The sequence below is a fragment of the Streptomyces glaucus genome (genome assembly GCF_039533365.1).
Classification (GTDB): Bacteria; Actinomycetota; Actinomycetes; order Streptomycetales; family Streptomycetaceae; genus Streptomyces; species Streptomyces glaucus.
On sequence record NZ_BAAATK010000033.1, the window covers coordinates 41,733 to 62,600 of the forward strand.

Below are 20,868 nucleotides of genomic sequence, written 5' to 3' on the forward strand. Positions count from 1 at the left end.
GTGGTGAGTCGCTCAGGCTGCGGCGACGGGCACGTCGCCGCCCGCCAGACGGGCCTGCAGCAGATCGACCACCTTGCCGACGGTGTCGCAGTCGGACAGCCGGAAGCCGCTGTCCGTGGGCGCGATGCCATAGCGGCCGGTGACGCGGTTCAGCAGCTCCACCTGCTTGACGGAGTCGATGCCGAGTTCGGCCTCCAGCAGCACGTCCTCGGTGAAGACCTCCTCGGGATACTCCAGCGCCTGCGCGTACAGCGCGCGGACCGTGGCGAGGAGCTCCGCCCGGTCCGGCACCCCGGCCGGGGCGGACACGCCGGCCACGCCCGTCGGCGCGTTCTCCGCCGGCCCGGCGGGTACGGCGGGCTCGGCGGGCAACCGTGTCCGGACGCGCTCGACGAGCTGCGTCCCGTATGTCGCCCAGAACTGCTCGAAGGACTCGGGCACGGGATCGGGCAGCCCGGCGACGGCCCCCTCCACACCGAGCCGTCCGACCGCGTCCAGCGTGAAGGTCGACCGGACGGTGATGTGCCGGGCGTCGGCCAGGACGCGTTCGACACACCGGCCGAGGGAGCCGAGCCCGCCCGCCTCGACGAACGTGGTGACGCCGTTGTCATGGAGGGTGTGCACCGTCCCGCGGAGGTCGACCGGCCTGACGAGGTGTTCGGCGATGAGGGCGGCCAGATCGTCGTCCGCGCGATACGCCCGCCCCAGGATCGGCGAGTACACCGCCTCGTGCGGCGTCTGCCGGGGCAGGCGGGCGATCCTGGCGGCGAGCGGTGCCCGAAGGGGCTCCAGTGCCGGGTTGTGGAACGCGAACGGTGACTTCAACAGCAGACCGCCGGCGTTCAGCTCGCGGGCGACGCGCAGCGCGGCCTGCACGGAGCGCTCGGGGCCGCTGATCACCGTCTGCCGGTCATGGTTCTCGGCAGCCACCGCCAGGGCGGGGTCGTCGAGCAGTGCGAGCAGTTGCCGCGTGCGCTGCCCGTCGAGCGCCAGGGCCGCCATCCGGCCGACGGCGGGCTCCGCGTCCTGAAGGACCCGGAGACGCTCGGCGACGATACGCGCCCCGTCCTCCACCGAGAACGCCTCGGCAGCGACGAGCGCCGCGATCTCGCCCAGGCTGTGGCCCACGAGGAAACGCGCCCGAAGGCCGTTGTCCCGCAGAATGCGCCAGGCCGCCACATCACTGCCGTAGATTGCCAGCTGAGACACCCAGATCGGCTGCTGCAGCAGGTCTTCCGCGGTCAATGGGGCGCCTTCGAAGAGTGCGGCGGAGATCGCACTTCCGAAGATCTCCTCGGCGACCGTGTCAACTGCCTTGAAAATCTGGTCGACTTGCTGGTACTTCATTCTGGCGGCACGCAGCGCCGCTCCGTCGAATCCACCCTGGCCCGGAAAGAGAACCGCCGTTTCCGCTGTCGTCATCCCCGTTGTGACTCCACTCGAATTGAAGTGTCAAACCGCTTGTGGACACCAGACTTGAGGAGCTTGAGAGCTGCTGAAGAGTCAACCATCGGCCAGGTGCGCGGCGCACCGGACGAAAGTACACTTGACAGTCGCGTACTTACTGGGAACTGAGCGCGACCCAGTGCGTGTAGGCCTGCGCCACCAGGCCGGCCTGCAGCCGCGAGTCCAGGTGCAACTTGGCGAGGATGCGCGTGACGTGGGATTTCACCGTGCGCTCGGTGACGTAGAGAGATGCCGAGATGGCCTGGTTCGACAGTCCTCGGCCGAGGAGGATGAACACGTCGAATTCCCGGTCCGTGAGTTCCTCGATGCGGCGCACCGGGTCGGCCACCCAGTCGGCGCCGCTTTCACCTATCAGCGAGCTGATGCGTCTCCACTCCTGTCCGGACTCCCCTCCGTCGTCTGTCTCTTGATGCCAGGTCTCAGAGAGCAGCGCGATCAACATTCCCCCTTTGCTGATCAACGAGACGCCGCACAGACGGGCGCCCCAGAACCGTGCAGCCAGATGTGAAGGCGGGCCGCGGACCACCTGGCCGGACAGTGGTCGGAGCCACTCACGGCCGCGCGGAAGAAAAACTCCGTCGGGATCGGCGCCGTTGACGTGTCCCCATGGGCCGATGGCCGCTGCGGCGAATTGCCGCGGATACCCGGATACTTGAACCCGTCCCGTAAGCGGAGCTTCGCTTACACACTAGCAAGACCTGTGCACGGTTTCCATGGGGAATGGAGAAATCACTGTGCCGCGGAAACCGTCAACCCTCCTTCCCGCTCAGGGAGTCGAGAACGGGCACGGCACCGCCCGCCGGCGTCGCGCCTTGCTCGCGGAGCCGGATGATCCGGTGCGCGAGTTCGGCGGTGCCGAGGCCGAGGGCGAGGAACACCACACTGATCAGACCGAGGCGATGAGCACCCACGAGGTGGAGTCCGGCCGCCCCGATGGCGCCGGACAGGCCGACCCCGAGGTAGGTCGCGGTCGCGTTGAGCGCGACCGACAACGGGGCTCCCGCGCCGGACACGGAGATCAGCCGGTGCTGCTGCGGCACGAGCACACCGAAGCCGCACACACCCCAAACGGTGACGGCGACGAGCGCGCCGGGTAACCCGGATCCGCTCCAGGGCATCAGCGCGAAGTCGGCGACACAGGCCAGCAGGGCGACGGTGAGCACGCGGCGGGTGCCGAAGCGGTCGGTCAGGTTGCCGGCGGTCAGGTTGCCGATCGTGGCGGCGAGACCGAAGACGACGAGGAGCAGGGCCAGCCGGGTGCCGCTGCCGTCGGTGGCCCGGTCGAAGGAGAGGCTGATGTACGTGTAGACCGTGTACAGGCCGGTCATGGCCAGCAGGGTCGTGGACAGCACGGTGGCGATGCGGAGGTCACGCAGCGGGGCGAGCCGCGTGCGCAGGCCCACGGTCGGCGGCTCGGGGACGGGCGGGAGCAGCACCGCGATCCCCGCGGCCGCGACGACGCCGAGGGCCGCGACTCCCCACAGCGAGAGGCGCCAGTGGCCGGCGTCCGCGATGGCCGTGCCGAGCGGGGCGCCGAGCGCGGTGGCGGCGCTCAGCCCGGCGATGACGACGGCGAGTGCCCGCCCCCGCTGCTGCGGTGGGACCAGCGCGGTCGCCGCGACGGTGGCGACCGGTGTGACGACGGCGGCACCGGCGGCGGCCACCAGCCGGCCGGTCAGGGCGATGCCGTAGGCCGGGGCGACGGCGACGATCACGTTGCCCAGGGTGAACACCGCGAGCCCGGTCAGCAGCAGCCTGCGTCGCGGCCAGGACGCCGTGACCGCGGCCAGGACCGGGGAGAGCAGCGCGTAGGCGAGGGCGAAGAAGGTGACCAACTGGCCTGCGACGGAGGGGGACACGTCCAGGGAGCGGGCGATGTCGGGCAGGATCCCCGCGATGAGGAAGCCGTCGGTGCCGATGGCGAACGTGGCCGACGTCAGAACGAACAAACGAGGGTTCACCTGGTGTCCTCCAGACTTCCCGGTCAGGGAAGCACGTTGACGGCTCCGGCACACCGGACCTGGGTACATATCTGGGGGCCGTGGCCCGTCGCTCCGGCGGCCGGCCGGAGCGACGGGCTCTTGGGGCCCGCGGTCGAGCGGGCGTACGACCCGGTGGGGAACCGCCGGGTCGTACGGCTCAGTGGAGGCTGCCGACGAGGCCCACGTGGAAGGGGTTGAGCTCGTCGTGGCGCCCGGAGAGGATCTTCGTCAGCCACTCGGGGTCGCCCAGGAGGGCCCGGCCCACCGCCACGAGGTCGAACTCGTCGCGCTCCATGCGGTCGAGCAGCTCCTCGATGCCCGTGACGCGGGCCTGCTCTCCCTGGAACACCTGGAGGAACTCGTTGCTCAGGCCCACCGAGCCGACGCTGATGGCGGGCTTGCCGGAGACCTTCTTCGCCCAGCCGGCGAGGTTGAGGTCGGAGCCTTCGAACTCGGGGAGGTGGAACCGCCGGGTGGAGCAGTGGAAGACGTCGGCGCCCGCCTCCGCCAGCAGGCCGAGGAGGGTCTCCAGTTCCTGCGGGGTCTCGGCGATGCGGGCCTGGTAGTGGTTGACCTTCCACTGGGAGAGCCGGAAGGAGATCGGGAACTCGTCGGACACGGCTGCCCGGCAGGCGGCGACGATCTCGGCGGCGAAGCGGGTACGGCCGGCGACGTCACCGCCGTAGCCGTCGGTGCGCCGGTTGGTGTGGGACCACAGGAACTGGTCGATGAGGTAGCCATGGCCGCCGTGGATCTCGACACCGTCGAAGCCCAGGGCCTCGGCCGCGGCCGCGGCGGAGGCATAGGCGGCGACCACGTTGTCGATGTCGGCCTGGGTCATCGCGTGACCCGACCGCGTGCCGTCCAGCGCGATGCCGGAGGGGCCGATCCGCGGGGCGCCGGGCACGGGCGGGTTGCCGGCGGTGCGGTCCATGCCGACGTGCCACAGCTGCGGCATGATCCTGCCGCCCTCCTGGTGGACCGCGTCGGCCACCGCGGACCAGCCGGCCAGCGCCTCGTCGCCGTAGAAGTGCGGGACCCGGGCGCTGTTGCCCGCGGAGTCGTGGCCGACGTACGTGCCCTCGGTGATGATCAGGCCGACGCCGCCGGCCGCTCGCCGGGCGTAGTAGCGCGCCACGTCCTCGCCCGGGACGCCGCCGGGGGAGAACTCGCGCGTCATCGGCGCCATCACGACACGGTTGGGCAGGCTGAGGCCTCCCAGGGAAAAGGGACGGGCCAGGATGTCCTTGGCACGCTCGACCGGATTCGTGGGCATCAGTGTCTGCCTTCGGTAGGGAGCCGACCGCACGGCGACGGGGGATTGGATTCATACCGTGCGGTCGGCGGCTCGGGTGGGTTGGTGGAGCCGAGGGCGGGCGGGGCCGCCGGGTGCCGGGGCGCCCGGGCGTGGCCCGGCCGGCGCTCAGTCCGCGGGCGGAGTGCGGACGGAGTCCGTCTCCGGGGCGCTTGCGGTGACGGCCGCCTCCGCCGTCGCCGGGTCGGGGGCCGGTGTCGCGCGGATGAACCACGCGGTGGCGAACGTGATCACGGACAGCACGGCCGCGCCGACCACGACACCGTGCAGTCCGCTGCTGACGGCGTCCTCGACGGTGTGGCGCACACCGGCGGACATGTCCTTCAGCAGGGCGGGGGTCAGCTCGCCGCCGGCGGTCAGCCGTTCCTCGGCGTCGGAGCCGAGCCGCCCGGCCAGGACGTCGGCCATGCGGCTGCTGTGCACGGCTCCGAGGACGGCGACCCCGAGGGAGCCGCCGATCGTACGCACCAGGGTGACGGTGCCGGTGGCGGCGCCCATGTCGCGTGGGGCGGCGTTGTTCATGGTGGTGAGCAGGGTGCTCTGCATGAGGATCCCGACGCCGACGCCGACGACGAGGGTCAGTGCCGAGGCCGCGGGGAGCGGGGTGTCCGTGCCGAGCAGGAGCAGCAGCACCGTGCCTACGACGGTGACGGCGCCGCCGGTGAGCGGCACGACGCGCTCCAGGCCCCCGCGGTCCATCAGCCGCCCGATGGTCAGCTGTGCCGTCAGCATGCCGAGCATCAGCGGCAGGATCAGCATGCCGCTGACCGTGGGCGAGGCGCCCTGGACGAACTGCATGTACTGCGGCAGGTAGTTGATGACGGACACCAGGATCGCGCCGACCAGGAAGCTGAGGATCTGGGCGAGGGTGAACTCCCGGCTGCTGAACAGCCGCGGCGGTGTGATGGGTTCGGCGGCCCGCTGTTCCACCCGGACGAACCAGGCGAGGCTCAGCACGACCGCCACCGCGAGCGCGGCGATCTGCCAGGACGTCCACGCGTAGGTGGTGCCGGCCCAGCTGGCGAGGAGGGTGAGGGCCAGGATGCCGGCGGTCAGCAGGCTCGCGCCGAGGTAGTCGACCCGCCCCGTGACGCGGTGTGCGGGCAGCCGCACGCCCTTGGCGACGGCCAGCAGGGCGATGACGCCGATGGGGACGTTGACATAGAACGTCCAGCGCCAGTCCATGTAGTCGGTGATGAATCCGCCGAGCAGGGGGCCGCCGACGAACGACACCGGCAGCATGACGCCCACCATCGACTGGATGCGGCCGCGCTCCTGCGGGGGCACCAACACGCCGATGACCGCGAGGGCCCCGACCATCAGGCCGCCCGCGCCGAGGCCCTGGACGGCCCGGAAGGCGATGAGCTGCCCCATGCTCTGCGCCAGGCCGCACAGCACCGTCCCGATCAGGAACAGCAGCACGGAGTTGATGTAGGCGCCCTTGCGGCCGTAGAGGTCGCCGAGTTTGCCCCACAGGGGGGTGGCGGCCGCCATGGTGAGCAGGTACGCCGTCACCGACCAGGAGAAGTGGTCCAGGCCGCCGAGATCGCCCACGATCGTGGGCAGTGCGGTGCTGACGATCTGTCCGTCGAGCGTCGCCAGGAAGATGCCGAGCATCAGTCCGAAGACGCCGAGCCGGGGTAAGGCGGGCCGGTCGGGCGCGGGAGTGGGCGTCGGGCGGTCGTTCATCGCTGCCCCCAGGTCGCGAGTGGCGGGACGTCAGACGGCGTACGGGCGGACACGCCGGGCGTCGCGCAGGGCGTGCGCCCACCAGGTGAGCTGGTCGAGCATGGCCTTGGCGGCGGCGTCGCAGGCGGGGTCGGCCGGCTTGCCGTCGGCGCCGAAGATCTCGCCGTAGTTGTGGAAGCTGACGGTGTTGCGGATGGTGACCGCGTGCAGTTCCGCGAGGACCACGCGGAGCTGTTCGACGGCGCGCAGGCCGCCGGCGAGGCCGCCGTAGGAGACGAAGCCGACCGGCTTGGCGTGCCACTGTTCGTTGTGCCAGTCGATGGCGTTTTTCAGCGGCGCCGGGAAGCTGTGGTTGTACTCCGGGGTGACGATCACGAAGGCGTCGGCCTCGGCGAGCCGTGGCGAGACCGCACCGAGCTGGGCCGCGACCTCGTCGGAGGGGGTCTGGCCGTAGGCGGGGAACACGGTCGGCAGCGGCGTGCGGACGAGGTCGACCAGGTCGGCCGTCATGTCCTCGCGCTGGGCGATGTGTTCGGTGATCCAGTCGGCGACGACCGGACCGAACCGCCCGTCCCGCGTACTGCCGATGATCACCGCGGTCCGCAGGGGGCCGTCGGTCACGTCAGCCATGGAAAGCACCTCCGGGTGTGTACGCCGTATCTTCGACGTACAACGTACACGCAGCTGTGTACGCTGTCCACTCCTGATACGGTGTACGCAGCACCGTCCGGCGGAAGGAACCCAGGCGATGGCCTCCCAGCAGAGACAGGTACAGACCGAGGACCGGGACCACGTCTCCGTGTGGGAACGCCTCGAACGCCCGGCACCGGCCCCCCGCACCACGCTCACCCCGCAGCGGATCGCCAAGGCCGCGGTCGGCATCGCCGACGCCGAGGGACTGGACGCGGTCACCATGCGGCGCCTGGCCACCGAGCTCGGCGTGGCGCCCATGGCCGCGTACCGCTACGTCACCGGCAAGGACGAACTCCTCGAGCTGATGGTCGACTTCGTCTACGGCGAACTGGACCTGCCGGACGGAACGGAGGGCTGGCGCACGACCATGCGCACGCTGGCCCTGCGGATCCGGGAGGTCCTGCTGCGGCACTCATGGGTGACCCGGGCCACCTGGTGCGCGCCGACCCCGAACCAACTGGCCGTGCCGGAGGCCGCGCTGGCCGCGCTCGACGGCCTCGGGCTCGACGCGGACACGGCGATGGCGGTCTACAGCACCGTCACCGCGTACGTGCATGGCGCGGTCGACTCGGAGATCGGCCTGACGCATCTGCTGCGCGTCCGCGGCTGGGCCAGCCGCGAGGAGGCCCGCTCGGGACTCGCCACGCAGATGGCCTGGCTGGTGAGCACCGGCCGCTTCCCGATGTACGCGCGCTACATCGGCGAGGCCGGCCGCAAGGACGACCTGCTGTGGCAGTTCGAGACCGGCCTGGACTGCGTCCTCGACGGCATCGCGGCCCGTCTGTCGGTCTGACCACATCTCCCGAACAGCACATTCAGAAAAACGAAAGCCCGCTACAGAGAAATTACATGTAGCGGGCTTTCGCTTGTCCGCACGGAATCCGCGAAATAGGTTCACCGTACTTCGAAGCGGTGGGGGATATGACACACGGGTTCACGGACACCACGAAGACCGCACCTACGACGACACAGCCGCTGGAGTGCGAGGGCGCCATGTGCCGGCGCGGCGAGGCGGCGGGCCGGGCCCGCGATCTCGCCGTCGCCGGCAGCCGGCTCTGCCCGACCTGCCGGCTCCGGCTCACCCACGATCTGCGGCGGCTGCCGCGCCTGTACCACGAGTGCGGGCAGCTGCTCACGGGCGCCGACCGGCCCCGGGACCGCACCTCCGGCGGTCCGCTGCCCGGCATGGCCTTCAACACCGCAGCCGCCGACGCCCGGTCCGCGATCCTCGGGATCCTGCGGTCCTGGGCCGCGCTGGTGATCGAGGAACGCGGTGCCGGCGCCCCGCGCGACACCGCGCAGGACATCGCCGCGTTCCTGCTCCGGCACACCGACTGGCTCGCCGCGCACGGGGCCGCCGGTGAGCTGTCCGACGAGGTCACCCACTGTGTGCGCCGGGCCCGCCGGGTGATCGACCCCGCCCCGCGGCACCGGGCCCCGGTCGGCGGCTGCGTGGTGCCGGACTGCACGGGCCTGCTGACGGCGGCGGCCCGGCGCGACGGCGCCGGATCCGCCGTGGAGATCCGCTGCGACAGCGATCCCGCGCACCGGTGGTCCGGTCAGGAGTGGCTGCGGCGCGGCGCCCGTCCCACACCCGAGCAGGAGCCGGCGGTGCGCTGGATGACCGCCCGTGACATCGCCCTGCTGTGGGGCATCGCGCCCGGCAGCGTGTACCGCCGCGCCAGCGAGGACCGCTGGCGCCGGCAGACCCGCAACGGGCACACCTACTACCACGAGCAGGACATCCACGCCTCGCTCGGCGCCCGCGCCTGACCGGCGCCGGAAAGCACCGGAAAAAGAAGCTCCGCCAAGGGTGAACCACCCTGGGCGGAGCTTTTTTGGGTCGCTACAAATAAGACTTGACGCGGGTTTGACACAAGTTTGTTGTTGGACTCGAAAATCTGCATTGACATCGGCGGAGCTTCCGAAGAAGCTCTTCATTAGCTTCCGCAGCACTGTGTCGATTTACCCGGCACGCACTTAAGAGCCCGAAAGCAAGCGGGCCGTCCGAGGCGGCGCACCGATGACCCCTTCCGGTGCGCCGCCTCGTCGTATCCACCCTTCCGACGCCCCGGAGGACACATCCATGGACGCTTCCGTCATCGTCGCCGGCGCCGGTCCCACCGGACTCATGCTCGCCGGGGAACTACGCCTCGCGGGGATCGACGTCATCGTGCTGGACCGGCTCGAGGAGCGCACCGGCGAATCCCGCGGGCTGGGCTTCACCACCCGGACCATGGAGGTCTTCGACCAGCGTGGCCTGCTGCACCGCTTCGGCGACATGGGGACCAGCAACGCCGGGCACTTCGGCGGTCTCCCGGTCGACTTCGGCGTCCTCGACAGCATCCACCAGGCGGCCAAGACCGTGCCGCAGTCGGACACCGAGACGATGCTCGAGGGCTGGGTGCGTGAGCTGGGCGCGGACATCCGGCGCGGCCACGAGCTGGTCACCCTGCACGACTACGGCGACCACGTCGAGGTCGAGGTGCGCGGCCCGGACGGCGAGACGAGCCGGCTGACGGCTCCCTATCTCGTCGGGTGCGACGGCGGCCGCAGCACCGTGCGCAAGGCCGCAGGCTTCGACTTCCCGGGCACCGCCGCGACCATGGAGATGTACCTCGCGGACATCAGGGGTGTGGACCTCGAGCCCCGCCTGATCGGCGAGACGTACCCCGGCGGCATGGTCATGTGCGGCCCGCTCGGCGACCGCGGCGTCACCCGCATCATCGTCTGCGAGCGCGGCACCCCGCCCCGCCGGCGCACCGAGCCGCCCGCCTACGCGGAGGTCGCCGCCGCCTGGCAGCGGATCACCGGCATCGACATCTCGCACGCCGAGCACGAGTGGGTCAGCGCGTTCGGCGACGCGACCCGGCTGGTCACCGAGTACCGGCGCGGCCGGGTGCTGCTGGCGGGGGACGCCGCGCACATCCATCTGCCGGCCGGCGGCCAGGGCATGAACACCGGCATCCAGGACGCCGTGAACCTGGGCTGGAAGCTGGCCGCCGTGGTCCGCGGCAGCGCGCCCGAGGCACTGCTGGACACCTACCACGGTGAGCGCCATCCGGTGGGCGAACGGCTGATGATGAACACCCGGGCGCAGGGCCTGCTCTTCCTCAGCGGCGAGGAGGTCCAGCCGCTGCGCGACGTGCTGGCGGAGCTGATCCGCTACGAGGAGGTCAGCCGCCATCTCGCCGGCATGGTGAGCGGCCTGGAGATCCGTTACGACGTCGGCCCGGGCCGACACCCGCTGCTGGGGCTGCGCATGCCGCACCTGGAACTGGTGGGCGACCGGCGCAAGACCAGCAGCACCGAACTGCTGCACGCGGGACGGGGCGTGCTGCTCGACCTGGCGGACAACGCCGTCCTCCGCGACCGTGCGGCCGGCTGGGCGGACCGGGTGGACATCGTCACCGCGGAGCCCCACGGCGTCCCGGCCGGCAGCGCGCTCTCGGGCACCTCGGCGGTCCTGGTGCGGCCCGACGGGCATGTGGCCTGGGCTGCGCCGGGCAGCCATCACGACCTGCCCATGGCACTGGAGCGCTGGTTCGGTCCGTCCCGGACCCGGCAGTCCTGACAAGGAGACACTCATGCACAGCACGTTGATCGTGGCCCGGATGGAACCCCGTTCGGCCGAGGATGTCGCCCGCCTCTTCGGCGAGTTCGACGGCACGGAGATGCCGCACCTGATGGGCACCCGGCGCCGGCAGCTGTTCTCGTACCGCGGGCTCTACTTCCACCTTCAGGACTTCGACTCCGAGGACGGGGGCGAGCGGATAGAGGCGGCGAAGACGGACCCGCGGTTCGTCGGTATCAGCGAGGACCTCAAGCCGTTCATCACCGCCTACGACCCGGCCACCTGGCGCTCCCCCGCCGACGCCATGGCACAGCGCTTCTACCACTGGACCGCGCTGTGAGCGGCCGGAACGGCCGGCGGGTCGTGATCACCGGCATCGGGGTCACCGCGCCCGGCGGCGTGGGCGCCAAGAACTTCTGGAGCCTGCTGTCCGACGGCCGCACCGCCACCCGGCGCATCAGCTTCTTCGACCCGTCGCCGTTCCGCTCGCAGGTCGCCGCCGAGGTGGACTTCGACGCGGAACTGCTGGGCCTCGGCGCCCAGGAGATCCGGCGGATGGACCGGGCCGCGCAGTTCGCGGTGGTCACCGCCCGGGAGGCGGTCGCGGACAGCGGCCTGGAGTTCACTTCCCTGGACCCGCACCGCACGGGCGTGACCATCGGCAGCGCCGTCGGCGCGACGATGGGCCTCGACCAGGAGTACCGCACCGTCAGCGACAGCGGCCGGCTCGACCTCGTCGACCACGAGTACGCCGTGCCGCACCTCTACAACTACCTGGTGCCCAGCTCGTTCGCCGCCGAGGTGGCCTGGTCGGTGGGTGCCGAGGGCCCGACCACCGTGGTCTCCACCGGCTGCACGTCCGGTCTCGACGCCGTGGGCTACGCCGCCGAGCTGATCAGGGAGGGTTCGGCCGACGTCATGGTGGCCGGCGCGACGGACGCCCCCATCTCGCCCATCACCGTGGCCTGTTTCGACGCGATCAAGGCGACCACCCCGCGCAACGACGACCCGGAGCACGCCTCGCGCCCCTTCGACGGGACGCGCAACGGCTTTGTGCTGGGCGAGGGTTCGGCCGTGTTCGTCCTGGAGGAACTCGACAGCGCCCGGCGGCGCGGCGCCCATGTCTACGCGGAAATCGCCGGGTACGCCACCCGCAGCAACGCCTTCCACATGACGGGCCTGCGCCCCGACGGACGCGAGATGGCCGAGGCGATCCGGGTCGCCCTGGACGAGGCCCGCCTCGCGCCCGAGGCCATCGACTACATCAACGCGCACGGCTCGGGCACCAAGCAGAACGACCGGCACGAGACGGCCGCGTTCAAGCGCAGCCTGGGCGAGCACGCGTACAGCGTGCCGGTCAGCTCCATCAAGTCCATGGTGGGTCACTCGCTGGGCGCGATCGGCTCGATCGAGATCGCGGCGAGCGCGCTGGCGATGGAGCACCACGTCGTGCCGCCCACGGCCAACCTGCACACGCCCGACCCCGAGTGCGACCTCGACTACGTGCCGCTGACGGCGCGGGACTGGAGGACCGACGCGGTGCTGTCGGTGGGCAGTGGCTTCGGCGGGTTCCAGAGCGCCATGGTGCTCGCCCGCCCCGATCGGAGGACAGCATGAGCGCGGCGGGTGTCAGGGTCGCCGTCACCGGGCTGGGCGTCGTCGCCCCCAACGGGCTGGGCACGGAGGCCTACTGGACCGCGACCCGCAAGGGGACCAGCGGCATCGGCCGGATCACCCGCTTCGTCCCGGACCACTATCCGGCCCAACTGGCCGGTGAGATCGACGGATTCGCCGCGGAGCAGCATCTGCCGGGCCGGCTGCTGCCGCAGACGGACCGGATGACCCAGCTCGCCCTCGTGGCCGCCGACTGGGCGTTCCAGGACGCCGCGGTGCGTCCCGGGGAGCTGCCCGAGTTCGAGATGGGCGTGATCACGGCCAGCTCGTCGGGCGGCTTCGAGTTCGGCCAGCGCGAGCTGCAGGCCCTGTGGAGCAGGGGCAGCCGGTACGTCAGCGCGTACCAGTCCTTCGCCTGGTTCTACGCCGTCAACAGCGGTCAGATCTCCATCCGCAACGGCATGCGCGGCCCGAGCGGCGTGGTCGTCAGCGACCAGGCCGGCGGTCTCGACGCCGTCGCCCAGGCGCGGCGGCAGATCCGCAAGGGGACCCGGCTGGTGATGTCGGGTGCGGTCGACGCCTCGATCTGCCCGTGGGGCTGGGTCGCGCAGATGGCGAGCAACCGGCTGAGCACCAGCCGCGACCCGCAGCGGGCCTACCTCCCCTTCGACGCGGCGGCGAGCGGCCATGTGCCCGGCGAGGGCGGCGCCCTGCTCGTCCTGGAGGAGCTGGAACAGGCCCGGGCCCGGGGCGCACGGCAGGTCTACGGTGAGATCGCGGGATACGGCGCCACGCTCGACCCCCGGCCGGGCAGCGGGCGTCCCCCCGGTCTGCGCAAGGCGATCGAGCTGGCGCTGGCCGACGCCGGGACGGCGCCCGACGACATCGACGTGGTGTTCGCCGACGCCGCCGCGATCCCCGAGCTGGACCGGATCGAGGCCGAGGCGATCACCGCGGTGTTCGGGGCGCGGGCGGTGCCCGTGACCGTGCCCAAGACGATGACCGGGCGGCTGTACTCGGGGGCGGCGCCCCTGGACCTGGCGGCCGCGTTCCTCGCCATGCGGGACGGGGTGATCCCGCCGTCCATCGGCGTCTCCCCCTCCCCCGACCACGACCTCGACCTGGTCGTCGACCAGGAGCGGGCGGCGCCGGTGCGCGCGGCCCTGGTGGTCGCCCGCGGCCACGGCGGTTTCAACTCCGCGGTCGTCGTGCGCACCGCCGCGTAGAGCCGGGCCTGCGGATGCCGCCCCCGTCGTCCCGGAGGGCGCGCACTGCCCGCGGCGCCGCCGTCGTACGGGCCCGGACTGCCGTCTGCCACCGCGGCCGACCGCGGCCTCCGGCAAACGCCGAGGGACACCGCCCCCGCCGCACCTGGGGCCGGCCCGCCCGCACCACCCCGGCAAGGCCCGGCACCGGACCCTCGCGCGAGGCACCGCATCTGAGGCGAGCGGACGCGAGCGGCCCCCTCCGCCTCCTACGCCCGCAGTTGCACGCTGCCCCATGGCTCCGCTCGGCCGGTCGCAGGGCGCCGCATCTCGTGGCGTACCTGGCGGCGGCGAGCGGTGGCGGTCACGACGGCACGCGGAGGGCCGGACGTGATCGCCTCTCTCACACCAGCGACGAAAGGACAGTCACTCATGCCTGCCCATGAGTTCACCCTCGACGACCTCAAGCGCATCCTGCGTGAGGGGGCCGGCGCGGACGAAGGCATCGACCTCGACGGGGACATCGTCGACACCGACTTCGAGTCGCTGGGCTACGAGTCCCTGGCGATGCTGGAGACCGGCGGCCGGATCGAGCGCGAGTTCGGCATCACCCTGGACGACGACACGCTGACCGACGCCAAAACGCCGCGTGAGCTGATCGAAGCCGTCAACGCCCTGCTGGTGCCGGCCCGGATCGGCTGAGCCCGTCCCGGACCGCGCCCGCCGGTTCCCGCCGGACACCGTCGATGCCCCCGGCGGGAACCGGCGGCGCGCTTCTCCCCCTTTCCCTTTTCCTCACCCGCCGCTGCCGCCGTGTCCCCCACGGGCCCGGCGGCAGCGGCGTGTCCAGCCGCCGTCACCGACGTATCCAGGAGACAGACATGACGCAGCAGCACCGGAGGGTCGCCCTCGTCACCGGCGCGACCAGCGGTATCGGCCTGGCGGTGACCAGGCTGCTGGCCGACCAGGGCCACCGGGTGTTCCTCTGCGCCCGTACCGAGGACAGCGTGACCCGTACCGTCAAGGAGCTCCTCGACGAGGGGCTGGAGGTGGACGGCGCCCCCTGCGACGTCCGCTCCTCCGAGGGCATCAAGCGGCTGGTGCAGCAGGCCGTCGATCGCTTCGGCACGATCGACGTCCTGGTCAACAACGCGGGCCGGTCGGGTGGCGGGGTCACCGCCGACATCGCCGACGACCTCTGGTACGACGTGATCGACACCAACCTCAACAGTGTCTTCCTGATGACGCGCGAAGTGCTCACCACGGGCGGCATGCGCGAGAAGGACCGCGGCCGGATCATCAACATCGCCTCCACCGCGGGCAAGCAGGGCGTGGTGCTCGGTGCGCCGTACTCCGCCTCCAAGCACGGTGTCGTCGGTTTCACCAAGGCGCTCGGCAACGAGCTGGCGCCCACCGGCATCACCGTCAACGCGGTCTGCCCGGGTTACGTCGAGACCCCGATGGCGCAGCGCGTACGCCAGGGCTACGCGGCCGCCTACGACACCACCGAGGACGCCATCCTCGAGAAGTTCCAGGCGAAGATCCCGCTCGGCCGCTACTCGACCCCCGAGGAGGTCGCGGGTCTGGTCGGCTATCTGGCCTCCGACACCGCCGCGTCCATCACCTCCCAGGCGTTGAACGTCTGCGGCGGCCTGGGCAACTTCTGAGATCCGGCCCCGGCGCACCCGACCACACGCAGGAGAAGACACCATGACGACCCGCCAGGTCGAGCACGAGATCACCGTCGAGGCCCCGGCCGCCGCCGTCTACCGGCTGATCGCCGAGGTGGAGAACTGGCCGCGGATCTTCCCGCCCACCATCTACGTCGACCACGTGGAACGCGGCGCGGGCGAGGAGCGCATCCGGATCTGGGCCACCGCCAACGGCGAGGCGAAGAACTGGTCCTCGCGCCGCACCCTGGACCCGGAGAACCTGCGGATCACCTTCCGCCAGGAGGTCTCCACCCCGCCGGTCGCCGCCATGGGCGGCACCTGGATCATCGAGCCGCTCTCCGCGGCGTCCGCCCGGATCCGGCTGCTGCACGACTACCGGGCCGTCGACGACGATCCGGAGGGCCTGAAGTGGATCGACGAGGCCGTCGATCGCAACTCCCGCTCGGAGTTGGCCGCGCTGAAGACCAACGTCGAACGGGCCCACGCCGCCGGGGAGATCACCTTCTCCTTCGAGGACACCGTGCAGATCGCGGGTTCGGCGAAGGACGCCTACGACTTCGTCAACGAGGCCGGGCTGTGGGTGGAGCGGCTGCCGCACGTGGCCTCCGTCCGCTTCTCGGAGGACACCCCGGGGCTGCAGACCCTGGAGATGGACACCCGCGCCAAGGACGGCTCGACGCACACCACGAAGTCGTACCGGGTGACCTTCCCGCACTACAAGATCGCGTACAAGCAGGTCACCCTGCCGGCGCTGATGGCCCTGCACACCGGCTACTGGACGTTCACGGAGAACGACGGCGGTGTCGCCGCCACCTCGCAGCACACCGTCGTCCTCAACACGGAGAACATCACCAAGATCCTGGGCCCCGAGGCGACCGTCGCCGACGCCCGGGAGTACGTCCGCGGCGCGCTGAGCACCAACAGCCGCGCCACCCTGGGGTACGCCAAGGACTACGCCGAGAACAAGCGCTGACCATGGCCCAGCTGGACACCGATGTGGTCGTCGTGGGCGCCGGGCCGGTCGGCCTGATACTCGCCGGGGAACTGCGCGCCGGCGGGGCGCAGGTCACCGTACTGGAACGGCTGGCCGAGCCCACCACCGAGTCGCGGGCCTCGGTCCTGCACGCCCGCACGATGGAACTGCTGCACGAACGGGGCCTGCTGGACCGGTTCGGGCCGTTGCCCGACGCCGGACCGGGCCACTTCGGCGGCATCCGCCTCGACCTGGGCGAGGCCGGCGACAGCCCCTACGCGGGGCAGTGGAAGGCACCGCAGACCCGTGTCGAGGCGGTACTGGGCGAGTGGGCGAGGGAGCTCGGTGCCGAGGTGTGGCGCGGTCACACGGTGACCGGTCTCGTCGAGGCGCCCGACCGGGTCCATGTGGTCGCCACGGCACCGGACGGCGGACGGCTGCGGCTCGCCGCCGCGTACGTCGTCGGCTGCGACGGTGAGGAGAGCGCCGTACGGCGGCTGGCCGGCTTCGACTTTCCCGGGGCCGGTCCCACCAAGGAACTGCTGCGCGCCGACCTGGCGGGCATCGACGTACGGGAGCGGCGCTTCGAGCGGCACCCGAACGGGGTGGCCAACGCGCGCCGCGGACCGGACGGCGTCACCCGCATCATGGTGCACGCGTTCGACCGGGTCCCCGGCACCTCCAGGTCCCCCGCGTTCACCGAGGTATGTGCCGTCTGGGCGCGGGTCACCGGCGAGGACATCAGCGGCGCCCGGCCGGTCTGGGTCAACGCCTTCCACAACGCCCGCAGGCAGGCGGCCCGTTACCGCAAGGGCCGGGTGTTCCTCGCCGGAGACGCCGCCCATGTCCAGCTGCCGGTCGGCGGGCAGGCGCTCAACCTCGGCCTGCAGGACGCGATGGAGCTCGGCGGGACCCTCGCCGCGCATCTGTCCGGCCGGGCCGGCGCGGAGCTGCTCGACACCTATCACGCGATCCGGCACCCGGTGGGCGCGCGTGTGCTCGCCAACATCGAGGCGCAGGCCCAGCTGCTGTTCGGCGGGCCCGAAGTGGACGCCCTGCGGGCGGTGTTCCGCGAGCTGCTGGAGATACCGGTGGCCCGCCGTCACCTCGGCGCGATGATCAGCGGGCTCGACGGCGGCGGCCCCGCCGCGCCCGGGGCCCGCGGGCGGGCCGTGCCCGAGGCCCCCGCGCCGATTCGTCAGCACATCACGCACAGGAGGATCACCATGGGCAAGCTCACCGGAAAGACCGCGCTCGTCACCGGCTCCAGCCGTGGCATCGGCCGGGCCACGGCCATCCGGCTGGCCCGCGAGGGTGCGCTCGTCGCGGTGCACTGCTCGGGCAACCGGGAGGCCGCCGAGGAGACCGTCACCGCCATCGAGAAGGAGGGCGGCCGGGCCTTCTCGGTGCTCGCCGAACTGGGGGTGCCGGGCGACGTCCACGAGCTGTTCCTGGGCCTGGAGCGGGAGCTGAAGGAACGCACCGGCGCCACCACCCTGGACATCCTGGTGAACAACGCGGGAGTCATGGGCGGGGTGAACCCCGAGGACCTCACGCCCGAGCAGTTCGACCGGCTCTTCGCCGTGAACGCGAAGGCGCCGTACTTCCTCGTGCAGCGGGCGCTGAGCAACCTTCCCGACGGCGGCCGGATCATCAACATCTCCTCCGGGCTGACCCGGGTCGCCAACCCGCAGGAGGTGGCGTACGCGATGACCAAGGGCGCCATCGACCAGCTCACCCTGCACTTCGCCAAGCACCTCGGGCCGCGCGGCATCACCGTGAACAGTGTGGGTCCCGGCATCACCGACAACGGCTCGCCGGTCTTCGACAACCCGGAGGCGGTGACCGCCATGGCGGGCTACTCGGTGTTCAACCGGGTCGGCGAGGCCCGGGACATCGCGGACGTCGTGGCGTTCCTCGCGAGCGACGACTCCCGCTGGATCACCGGTTCCTACCTGGACGCCAGCGGCGGCACCCTGCTCGGGGGCTGAGCGGGCGGACGGTCAAGCGGATGACGACGCTCTCCTCCCGCCCCCGCACCGGCACCGGCCGGCGGGCCCTGCTCTTCGTCCTCGCCGGCAACATGCTCATCGACGCCCTCGAGGTGTCCGTCGTGCTGGTCGCGCTGCCGGCCGTGGGGCGGGATCTCGGGCTGTCGGCGGTCGCCGGCCAGTGGGTGATGAGCGGCTTCGCCGCCGGGTTCGCGGCGCTGCTGCTGCTCGGGCCGCGTCTCGTCGCGCGGTGGGGCCGGCGACGCGTGTATCTCGCCGCGCTGCCGGTGTTCATCGCGGCCTCGGTGGCCGGCGGTCTCGCCGACCAGGGGGCCGTGCTGATCGCCACCCGGGTGGTGAAGGGCATGTGCGCGGCGCTGACCGCGCCCACCGGGCTCGGCATCATCAGCACGACCTTCCGGCCGGGGCCCGAGCAGCGCCGGGCGGTGTCGGTGTACTCACTGTTCGGGGCGGCCGGGTTCACCGCGGGTCTCCTCGCCTCGGGGGCGCTCACCACACTGAGCTGGCGCTGGAACCCGGTCTTCCCCGCACCGTTCGCCCTGCTCCTGCTGATCGCCGGTGTCCGTCTCATCCCGCGTGACACGGCGCCGACGGCCGCAGCGCCGCTGCGGGCCACGCTGGCCCGGCTGGTGCGCAACGGCCCGTTCGTGCGGTCGGCGGTGTGCGCGGCGACGCTCAACGGCACGTACCTGGGGCTGCTGCTGCTGCTCACCCACCGGCTGAACGACCAGTGGGGGTGGAGTTCGTGGCGTACGGCGCTGGCCTTCCTGCCGGCCTGCGTGCCGCTGGCGCTCGCCCTGCCCTTCGCCGGGCGGATGGTGGGGCGCTTCGGCACCGAACGGCTGATCGCGGCCGGCGGCTGTGCGGCGGCGGCCGGCTGTGCGACCGCGCTGCTGACCGGCCCGCCCGGGACGTACGTCACCGGGGTGCTGCCCGCGCTGCTGTGCGTGGAGGCCGGCTTCGTCCTGGCCTTCGCGGCGCTCAACCTGCAGGCCACCGCCGGTATGTCCGCGGAACACCGGGGCGCGGCGGTGCCGGTCTACCAGACGGCCGTGCAGTTGGGGGCCGTCCTGGCGCTGCCGGCCGTGACCGTGACCGCCGTCGGCGGCTATCGCCGGGCGCTGCTGCTCCTCACCGCACTGTCCACGGCCGGAGCCCTCGCCGCCGGGCCGACCCGCCTGCGGAAGGCGCACGGGACACCCTGATCCGACCGCGGCGGACCGCCCGTTCTCGGCGGCCGCGGGCGGTGCGCCTCCCCTGCCCCGGCACCTTCAGCTCGCCCAACCCCGGGCAGCTCACGCCGCGTGCAACCGCGGCCCGACACACCCACACCCACACCCACGCGCACGAACGCGAACGCGAACGGAGATCAACGATGCGTGTTCTGTTCACCATCTTTCCGGCGACGGCACATCTGTATCCAGTCGTGCCGTTGGCCTGGGCGTTGCAGAGCGCCGGGCACGAGGTCGCCGTGGCGAGCCACGCGGGTGTGGTGGACCCCGGGGTGATCGCGAACATCGGCGCGGCGGGGCTCACCGCCGTGCCGCTCGGCACACCGGAGGAGTTGCCGGACGCGCTCGGTCCGCACACCGGCGACGCCAAGCCGGACCGGCCCTCCCTCGGCTTTGATGCCCACGAACCTGAGGAGACGGGTTCCTGGCGCTCGACGCGCGCCATCCTCACCGGCATGTTCCGGCTGCACTACCCGGAGCCGGAGGAGGCGGGCGGCCGTCGGCCCGTGCTGGACAGCCTGGTCGACTTCGCGCAGGCCTGGCGCCCCGACCTCGTGCTGTGGGACCCGCTGATGTTCCCCGCCCCCATCGCCGCGCGGGTCAGCGGCGCAGCGCACGCCCGCCTCCTCTGGGGCACGGACAACATCGGGGTGATCCACGAGCGCACCAAGAGGGAACTGGCCGATCCCACCTCGGAGTTGACGGAGCACCCCTGGCTCGGCTGGTTCGGCCCGCTTCTGGAGCAGTACGGGCTGGAGTTCGGCGACGAGATGGTGCTGGGCCAGTGGACCCTCGACCTGACCCAGTCCCGGATGCAGGCACCGGTCGACCTGACGCGCATCCCGGTGCGGCGGGTCCCGTACACCGGCGCGGCCTCGCTTCCCGACTGGCTGCACACGCGCCCCGAGCGGCCCCGCGTGGTGCTGTCCCTGGGAGTGAGCCGGCGCAAGATCTTCGGCAAGTACAGCGGCTTCCCGATGCGGGAGTTCTTCGAGTCGGTGGCGTCCCTGGACATCGACGTCGTCGCGACGCTGAACAGCGAACAGCTGAACGCCGTCGGCACCCTGCCGGACAACGTCCGCGCGCTCCCGTACGTGCCGCTCAACCAGGTCCTGCCGACGAGTTCCGCGATCATCCACCACGGCGGGGGCGGCACCTTCTCCTCCGCCGTCGCCTTCCAGGTTCCCCAGCTGGTGATGCCGCTGGTCATGTGGGACGAGATGGTCACGGCCCGCTATGTGGCCCGGATGGGCGCGGGCCTGGTCGCCGATCCCGACTCCCTCGACGTCGCGGGGCTGCACAAGCAGCTCGTCCAGCTGCTGGAGGACCCCTCGTTCCAGCTGGGCGCCCGCCGTCTGTACGACGAGATGCTCGCCGCGCCCGCGCCGAAGGACGTCGTTCCGCTGCTGGAGCGGCTCACCGCCGAGCGCCGCTGACCG

At 71.8% G+C, this 20,868-nt stretch carries 18 protein-coding genes; 12 read left to right on the forward strand and 6 right to left on the reverse strand.

The features are described 5' to 3' along the window. Positions 1-12: 12 nt before the first annotated feature. The 6 genes from ABD363_RS22555 to ABD363_RS22580 all read right to left on the reverse strand — a co-directional run bounded on the left by ABD363_RS22555 (position 13) and on the right by ABD363_RS22580 (position 7,083). Positions 13-1,422 (reverse strand): acyltransferase domain-containing protein, encoded by a 1,410-nt coding sequence (locus ABD363_RS22555; RefSeq protein ID WP_344606442.1) that lies wholly within the window; start codon positions 1,420-1,422, stop codon positions 13-15. A gap of 139 nt (positions 1,423-1,561) precedes the next feature. After that, on the reverse strand, positions 1,562-1,909 hold the full coding sequence (locus ABD363_RS22560) for a response regulator transcription factor (protein WP_344606443.1): 348 nt from the start codon (positions 1,907-1,909) through the stop codon (positions 1,562-1,564). Between the two features lie 307 nt (positions 1,910-2,216). Further along, a complete protein-coding gene (locus tag ABD363_RS22565; protein WP_344606444.1) occupies positions 2,217-3,416 on the reverse strand; it encodes an MFS transporter in 1,200 nt (399 codons plus the stop codon). Positions 3,417-3,606: 190 nt separating this feature from the next. Continuing rightward, a complete protein-coding gene (locus ABD363_RS22570; RefSeq protein WP_344606446.1) occupies positions 3,607-4,725 on the reverse strand; it encodes an NADH:flavin oxidoreductase in 1,119 nt (372 codons plus the stop codon). A 147-nt stretch (positions 4,726-4,872) separates the two neighbouring features. Next, positions 4,873-6,453: an MDR family MFS transporter gene (locus tag ABD363_RS22575; RefSeq protein WP_344606448.1), complete on the reverse strand. Its 1,581-nt coding sequence runs from the start codon at positions 6,451-6,453 to the stop codon at positions 4,873-4,875. Between the two features lie 30 nt (positions 6,454-6,483). Next, the gene (locus ABD363_RS22580; protein WP_344606450.1) at positions 6,484-7,083 is read right to left on the reverse strand and encodes an NADPH-dependent FMN reductase; all 600 of its coding nucleotides are present in this window, start codon (positions 7,081-7,083) and stop codon (positions 6,484-6,486) included. A gap of 118 nt (positions 7,084-7,201) precedes the next feature. On the opposite strand from ABD363_RS22580, the gene ABD363_RS22585 reads away from it, so the two are divergent. The 12 genes from ABD363_RS22585 to ABD363_RS22640 all read left to right on the forward strand — a co-directional run bounded on the left by ABD363_RS22585 (position 7,202) and on the right by ABD363_RS22640 (position 20,865). Further along, a complete protein-coding gene (locus ABD363_RS22585) occupies positions 7,202-7,939 on the forward strand; it encodes a TetR/AcrR family transcriptional regulator (protein ID WP_344606452.1) in 738 nt (245 codons plus the stop codon). A gap of 128 nt (positions 7,940-8,067) precedes the next feature. Then, on the forward strand, positions 8,068-8,919 hold the full coding sequence (locus ABD363_RS22590) for a hypothetical protein (RefSeq protein WP_344606454.1): 852 nt from the start codon (positions 8,068-8,070) through the stop codon (positions 8,917-8,919). A gap of 313 nt (positions 8,920-9,232) precedes the next feature. Further along, positions 9,233-10,720, forward strand: a complete 1,488-nt coding sequence (locus ABD363_RS22595; RefSeq protein ID WP_344606456.1) for an FAD-dependent monooxygenase — start codon at positions 9,233-9,235, stop codon at positions 10,718-10,720. Between the two features lie 13 nt (positions 10,721-10,733). Then, positions 10,734-11,060 (forward strand): TcmI family type II polyketide cyclase, encoded by a 327-nt coding sequence (locus tag ABD363_RS22600; protein WP_344606458.1) that lies wholly within the window; start codon positions 10,734-10,736, stop codon positions 11,058-11,060. After that, complete coding sequence (locus ABD363_RS22605; RefSeq protein ID WP_344606460.1) at positions 11,057-12,337, forward strand: beta-ketoacyl-[acyl-carrier-protein] synthase family protein; 1,281 nt, start codon at positions 11,057-11,059, stop codon at positions 12,335-12,337. Before ABD363_RS22600 ends, ABD363_RS22605 begins: the two co-directional genes overlap by 4 nt. Next, the gene (locus tag ABD363_RS22610) at positions 12,334-13,560 is read left to right on the forward strand and encodes a ketosynthase chain-length factor (protein ID WP_344606462.1); all 1,227 of its coding nucleotides are present in this window, start codon (positions 12,334-12,336) and stop codon (positions 13,558-13,560) included. Before ABD363_RS22605 ends, ABD363_RS22610 begins: the two co-directional genes overlap by 4 nt. Positions 13,561-13,971: 411 nt before the next feature. After that, positions 13,972-14,241: an acyl carrier protein gene (locus ABD363_RS22615; protein WP_344606464.1), complete on the forward strand. Its 270-nt coding sequence runs from the start codon at positions 13,972-13,974 to the stop codon at positions 14,239-14,241. Positions 14,242-14,420: 179 nt separating this feature from the next. Continuing rightward, on the forward strand, positions 14,421-15,206 hold the full coding sequence (locus ABD363_RS22620) for a 3-oxoacyl-ACP reductase (RefSeq protein ID WP_344606466.1): 786 nt from the start codon (positions 14,421-14,423) through the stop codon (positions 15,204-15,206). Positions 15,207-15,249: 43 nt separating this feature from the next. Continuing rightward, a complete protein-coding gene (locus ABD363_RS22625; protein WP_344606468.1) occupies positions 15,250-16,185 on the forward strand; it encodes an aromatase/cyclase in 936 nt (311 codons plus the stop codon). A 2-nt stretch (positions 16,186-16,187) separates the two neighbouring features. Continuing rightward, a complete protein-coding gene (locus ABD363_RS22630) occupies positions 16,188-18,176 on the forward strand; it encodes an SDR family oxidoreductase (RefSeq protein ID WP_344606470.1) in 1,989 nt (662 codons plus the stop codon). 20 nt (positions 18,177-18,196) lie between these two features. Next, on the forward strand, positions 18,197-19,402 hold the full coding sequence (locus tag ABD363_RS22635) for an MFS transporter (RefSeq protein WP_344606472.1): 1,206 nt from the start codon (positions 18,197-18,199) through the stop codon (positions 19,400-19,402). A gap of 170 nt (positions 19,403-19,572) precedes the next feature. Continuing rightward, the gene (locus ABD363_RS22640) at positions 19,573-20,865 is read left to right on the forward strand and encodes an activator-dependent family glycosyltransferase (RefSeq protein WP_344606474.1); all 1,293 of its coding nucleotides are present in this window, start codon (positions 19,573-19,575) and stop codon (positions 20,863-20,865) included. The last annotated feature ends 3 nt before the right edge of the window (positions 20,866-20,868 follow it).

Bases quoted from the DNA above. Each gene is read 5' to 3' on its own strand.
- ABD363_RS22555 (WP_344606442.1), bottom strand. From the start codon at position 1,422: ATGACGACAGCGGAAACGGCGGTTCTCTTTCCGGGCCAGGGTGGATTC.
- ABD363_RS22560 (WP_344606443.1), bottom strand. From the start codon at position 1,909: ATGTTGATCGCGCTGCTCTCTGAGACCTGGCATCAAGAGACAGACGAC.
- ABD363_RS22570 (WP_344606446.1), bottom strand. From the start codon at position 4,725: ATGCCCACGAATCCGGTCGAGCGTGCCAAGGACATCCTGGCCCGTCCC.
- ABD363_RS22575 (WP_344606448.1), bottom strand. From the start codon at position 6,453: ATGAACGACCGCCCGACGCCCACTCCCGCGCCCGACCGGCCCGCCTTA.
- ABD363_RS22580 (WP_344606450.1), bottom strand. From the start codon at position 7,083: ATGGCTGACGTGACCGACGGCCCCCTGCGGACCGCGGTGATCATCGGC.
- ABD363_RS22585 (WP_344606452.1), top strand. From the start codon at position 7,202: ATGGCCTCCCAGCAGAGACAGGTACAGACCGAGGACCGGGACCACGTC.
- ABD363_RS22590 (WP_344606454.1), top strand. From the start codon at position 8,068: ATGACACACGGGTTCACGGACACCACGAAGACCGCACCTACGACGACA.
- ABD363_RS22595 (WP_344606456.1), top strand. From the start codon at position 9,233: ATGGACGCTTCCGTCATCGTCGCCGGCGCCGGTCCCACCGGACTCATG.
- ABD363_RS22600 (WP_344606458.1), top strand. From the start codon at position 10,734: ATGCACAGCACGTTGATCGTGGCCCGGATGGAACCCCGTTCGGCCGAG.
- ABD363_RS22610 (WP_344606462.1), top strand. From the start codon at position 12,334: ATGAGCGCGGCGGGTGTCAGGGTCGCCGTCACCGGGCTGGGCGTCGTC.
- ABD363_RS22615 (WP_344606464.1), top strand. From the start codon at position 13,972: ATGCCTGCCCATGAGTTCACCCTCGACGACCTCAAGCGCATCCTGCGT.
- ABD363_RS22620 (WP_344606466.1), top strand. From the start codon at position 14,421: ATGACGCAGCAGCACCGGAGGGTCGCCCTCGTCACCGGCGCGACCAGC.
- ABD363_RS22625 (WP_344606468.1), top strand. From the start codon at position 15,250: ATGACGACCCGCCAGGTCGAGCACGAGATCACCGTCGAGGCCCCGGCC.
- ABD363_RS22630 (WP_344606470.1), top strand. From the start codon at position 16,188: ATGGCCCAGCTGGACACCGATGTGGTCGTCGTGGGCGCCGGGCCGGTC.
- ABD363_RS22635 (WP_344606472.1), top strand. From the start codon at position 18,197: ATGACGACGCTCTCCTCCCGCCCCCGCACCGGCACCGGCCGGCGGGCC.
- ABD363_RS22640 (WP_344606474.1), top strand. From the start codon at position 19,573: ATGCGTGTTCTGTTCACCATCTTTCCGGCGACGGCACATCTGTATCCA.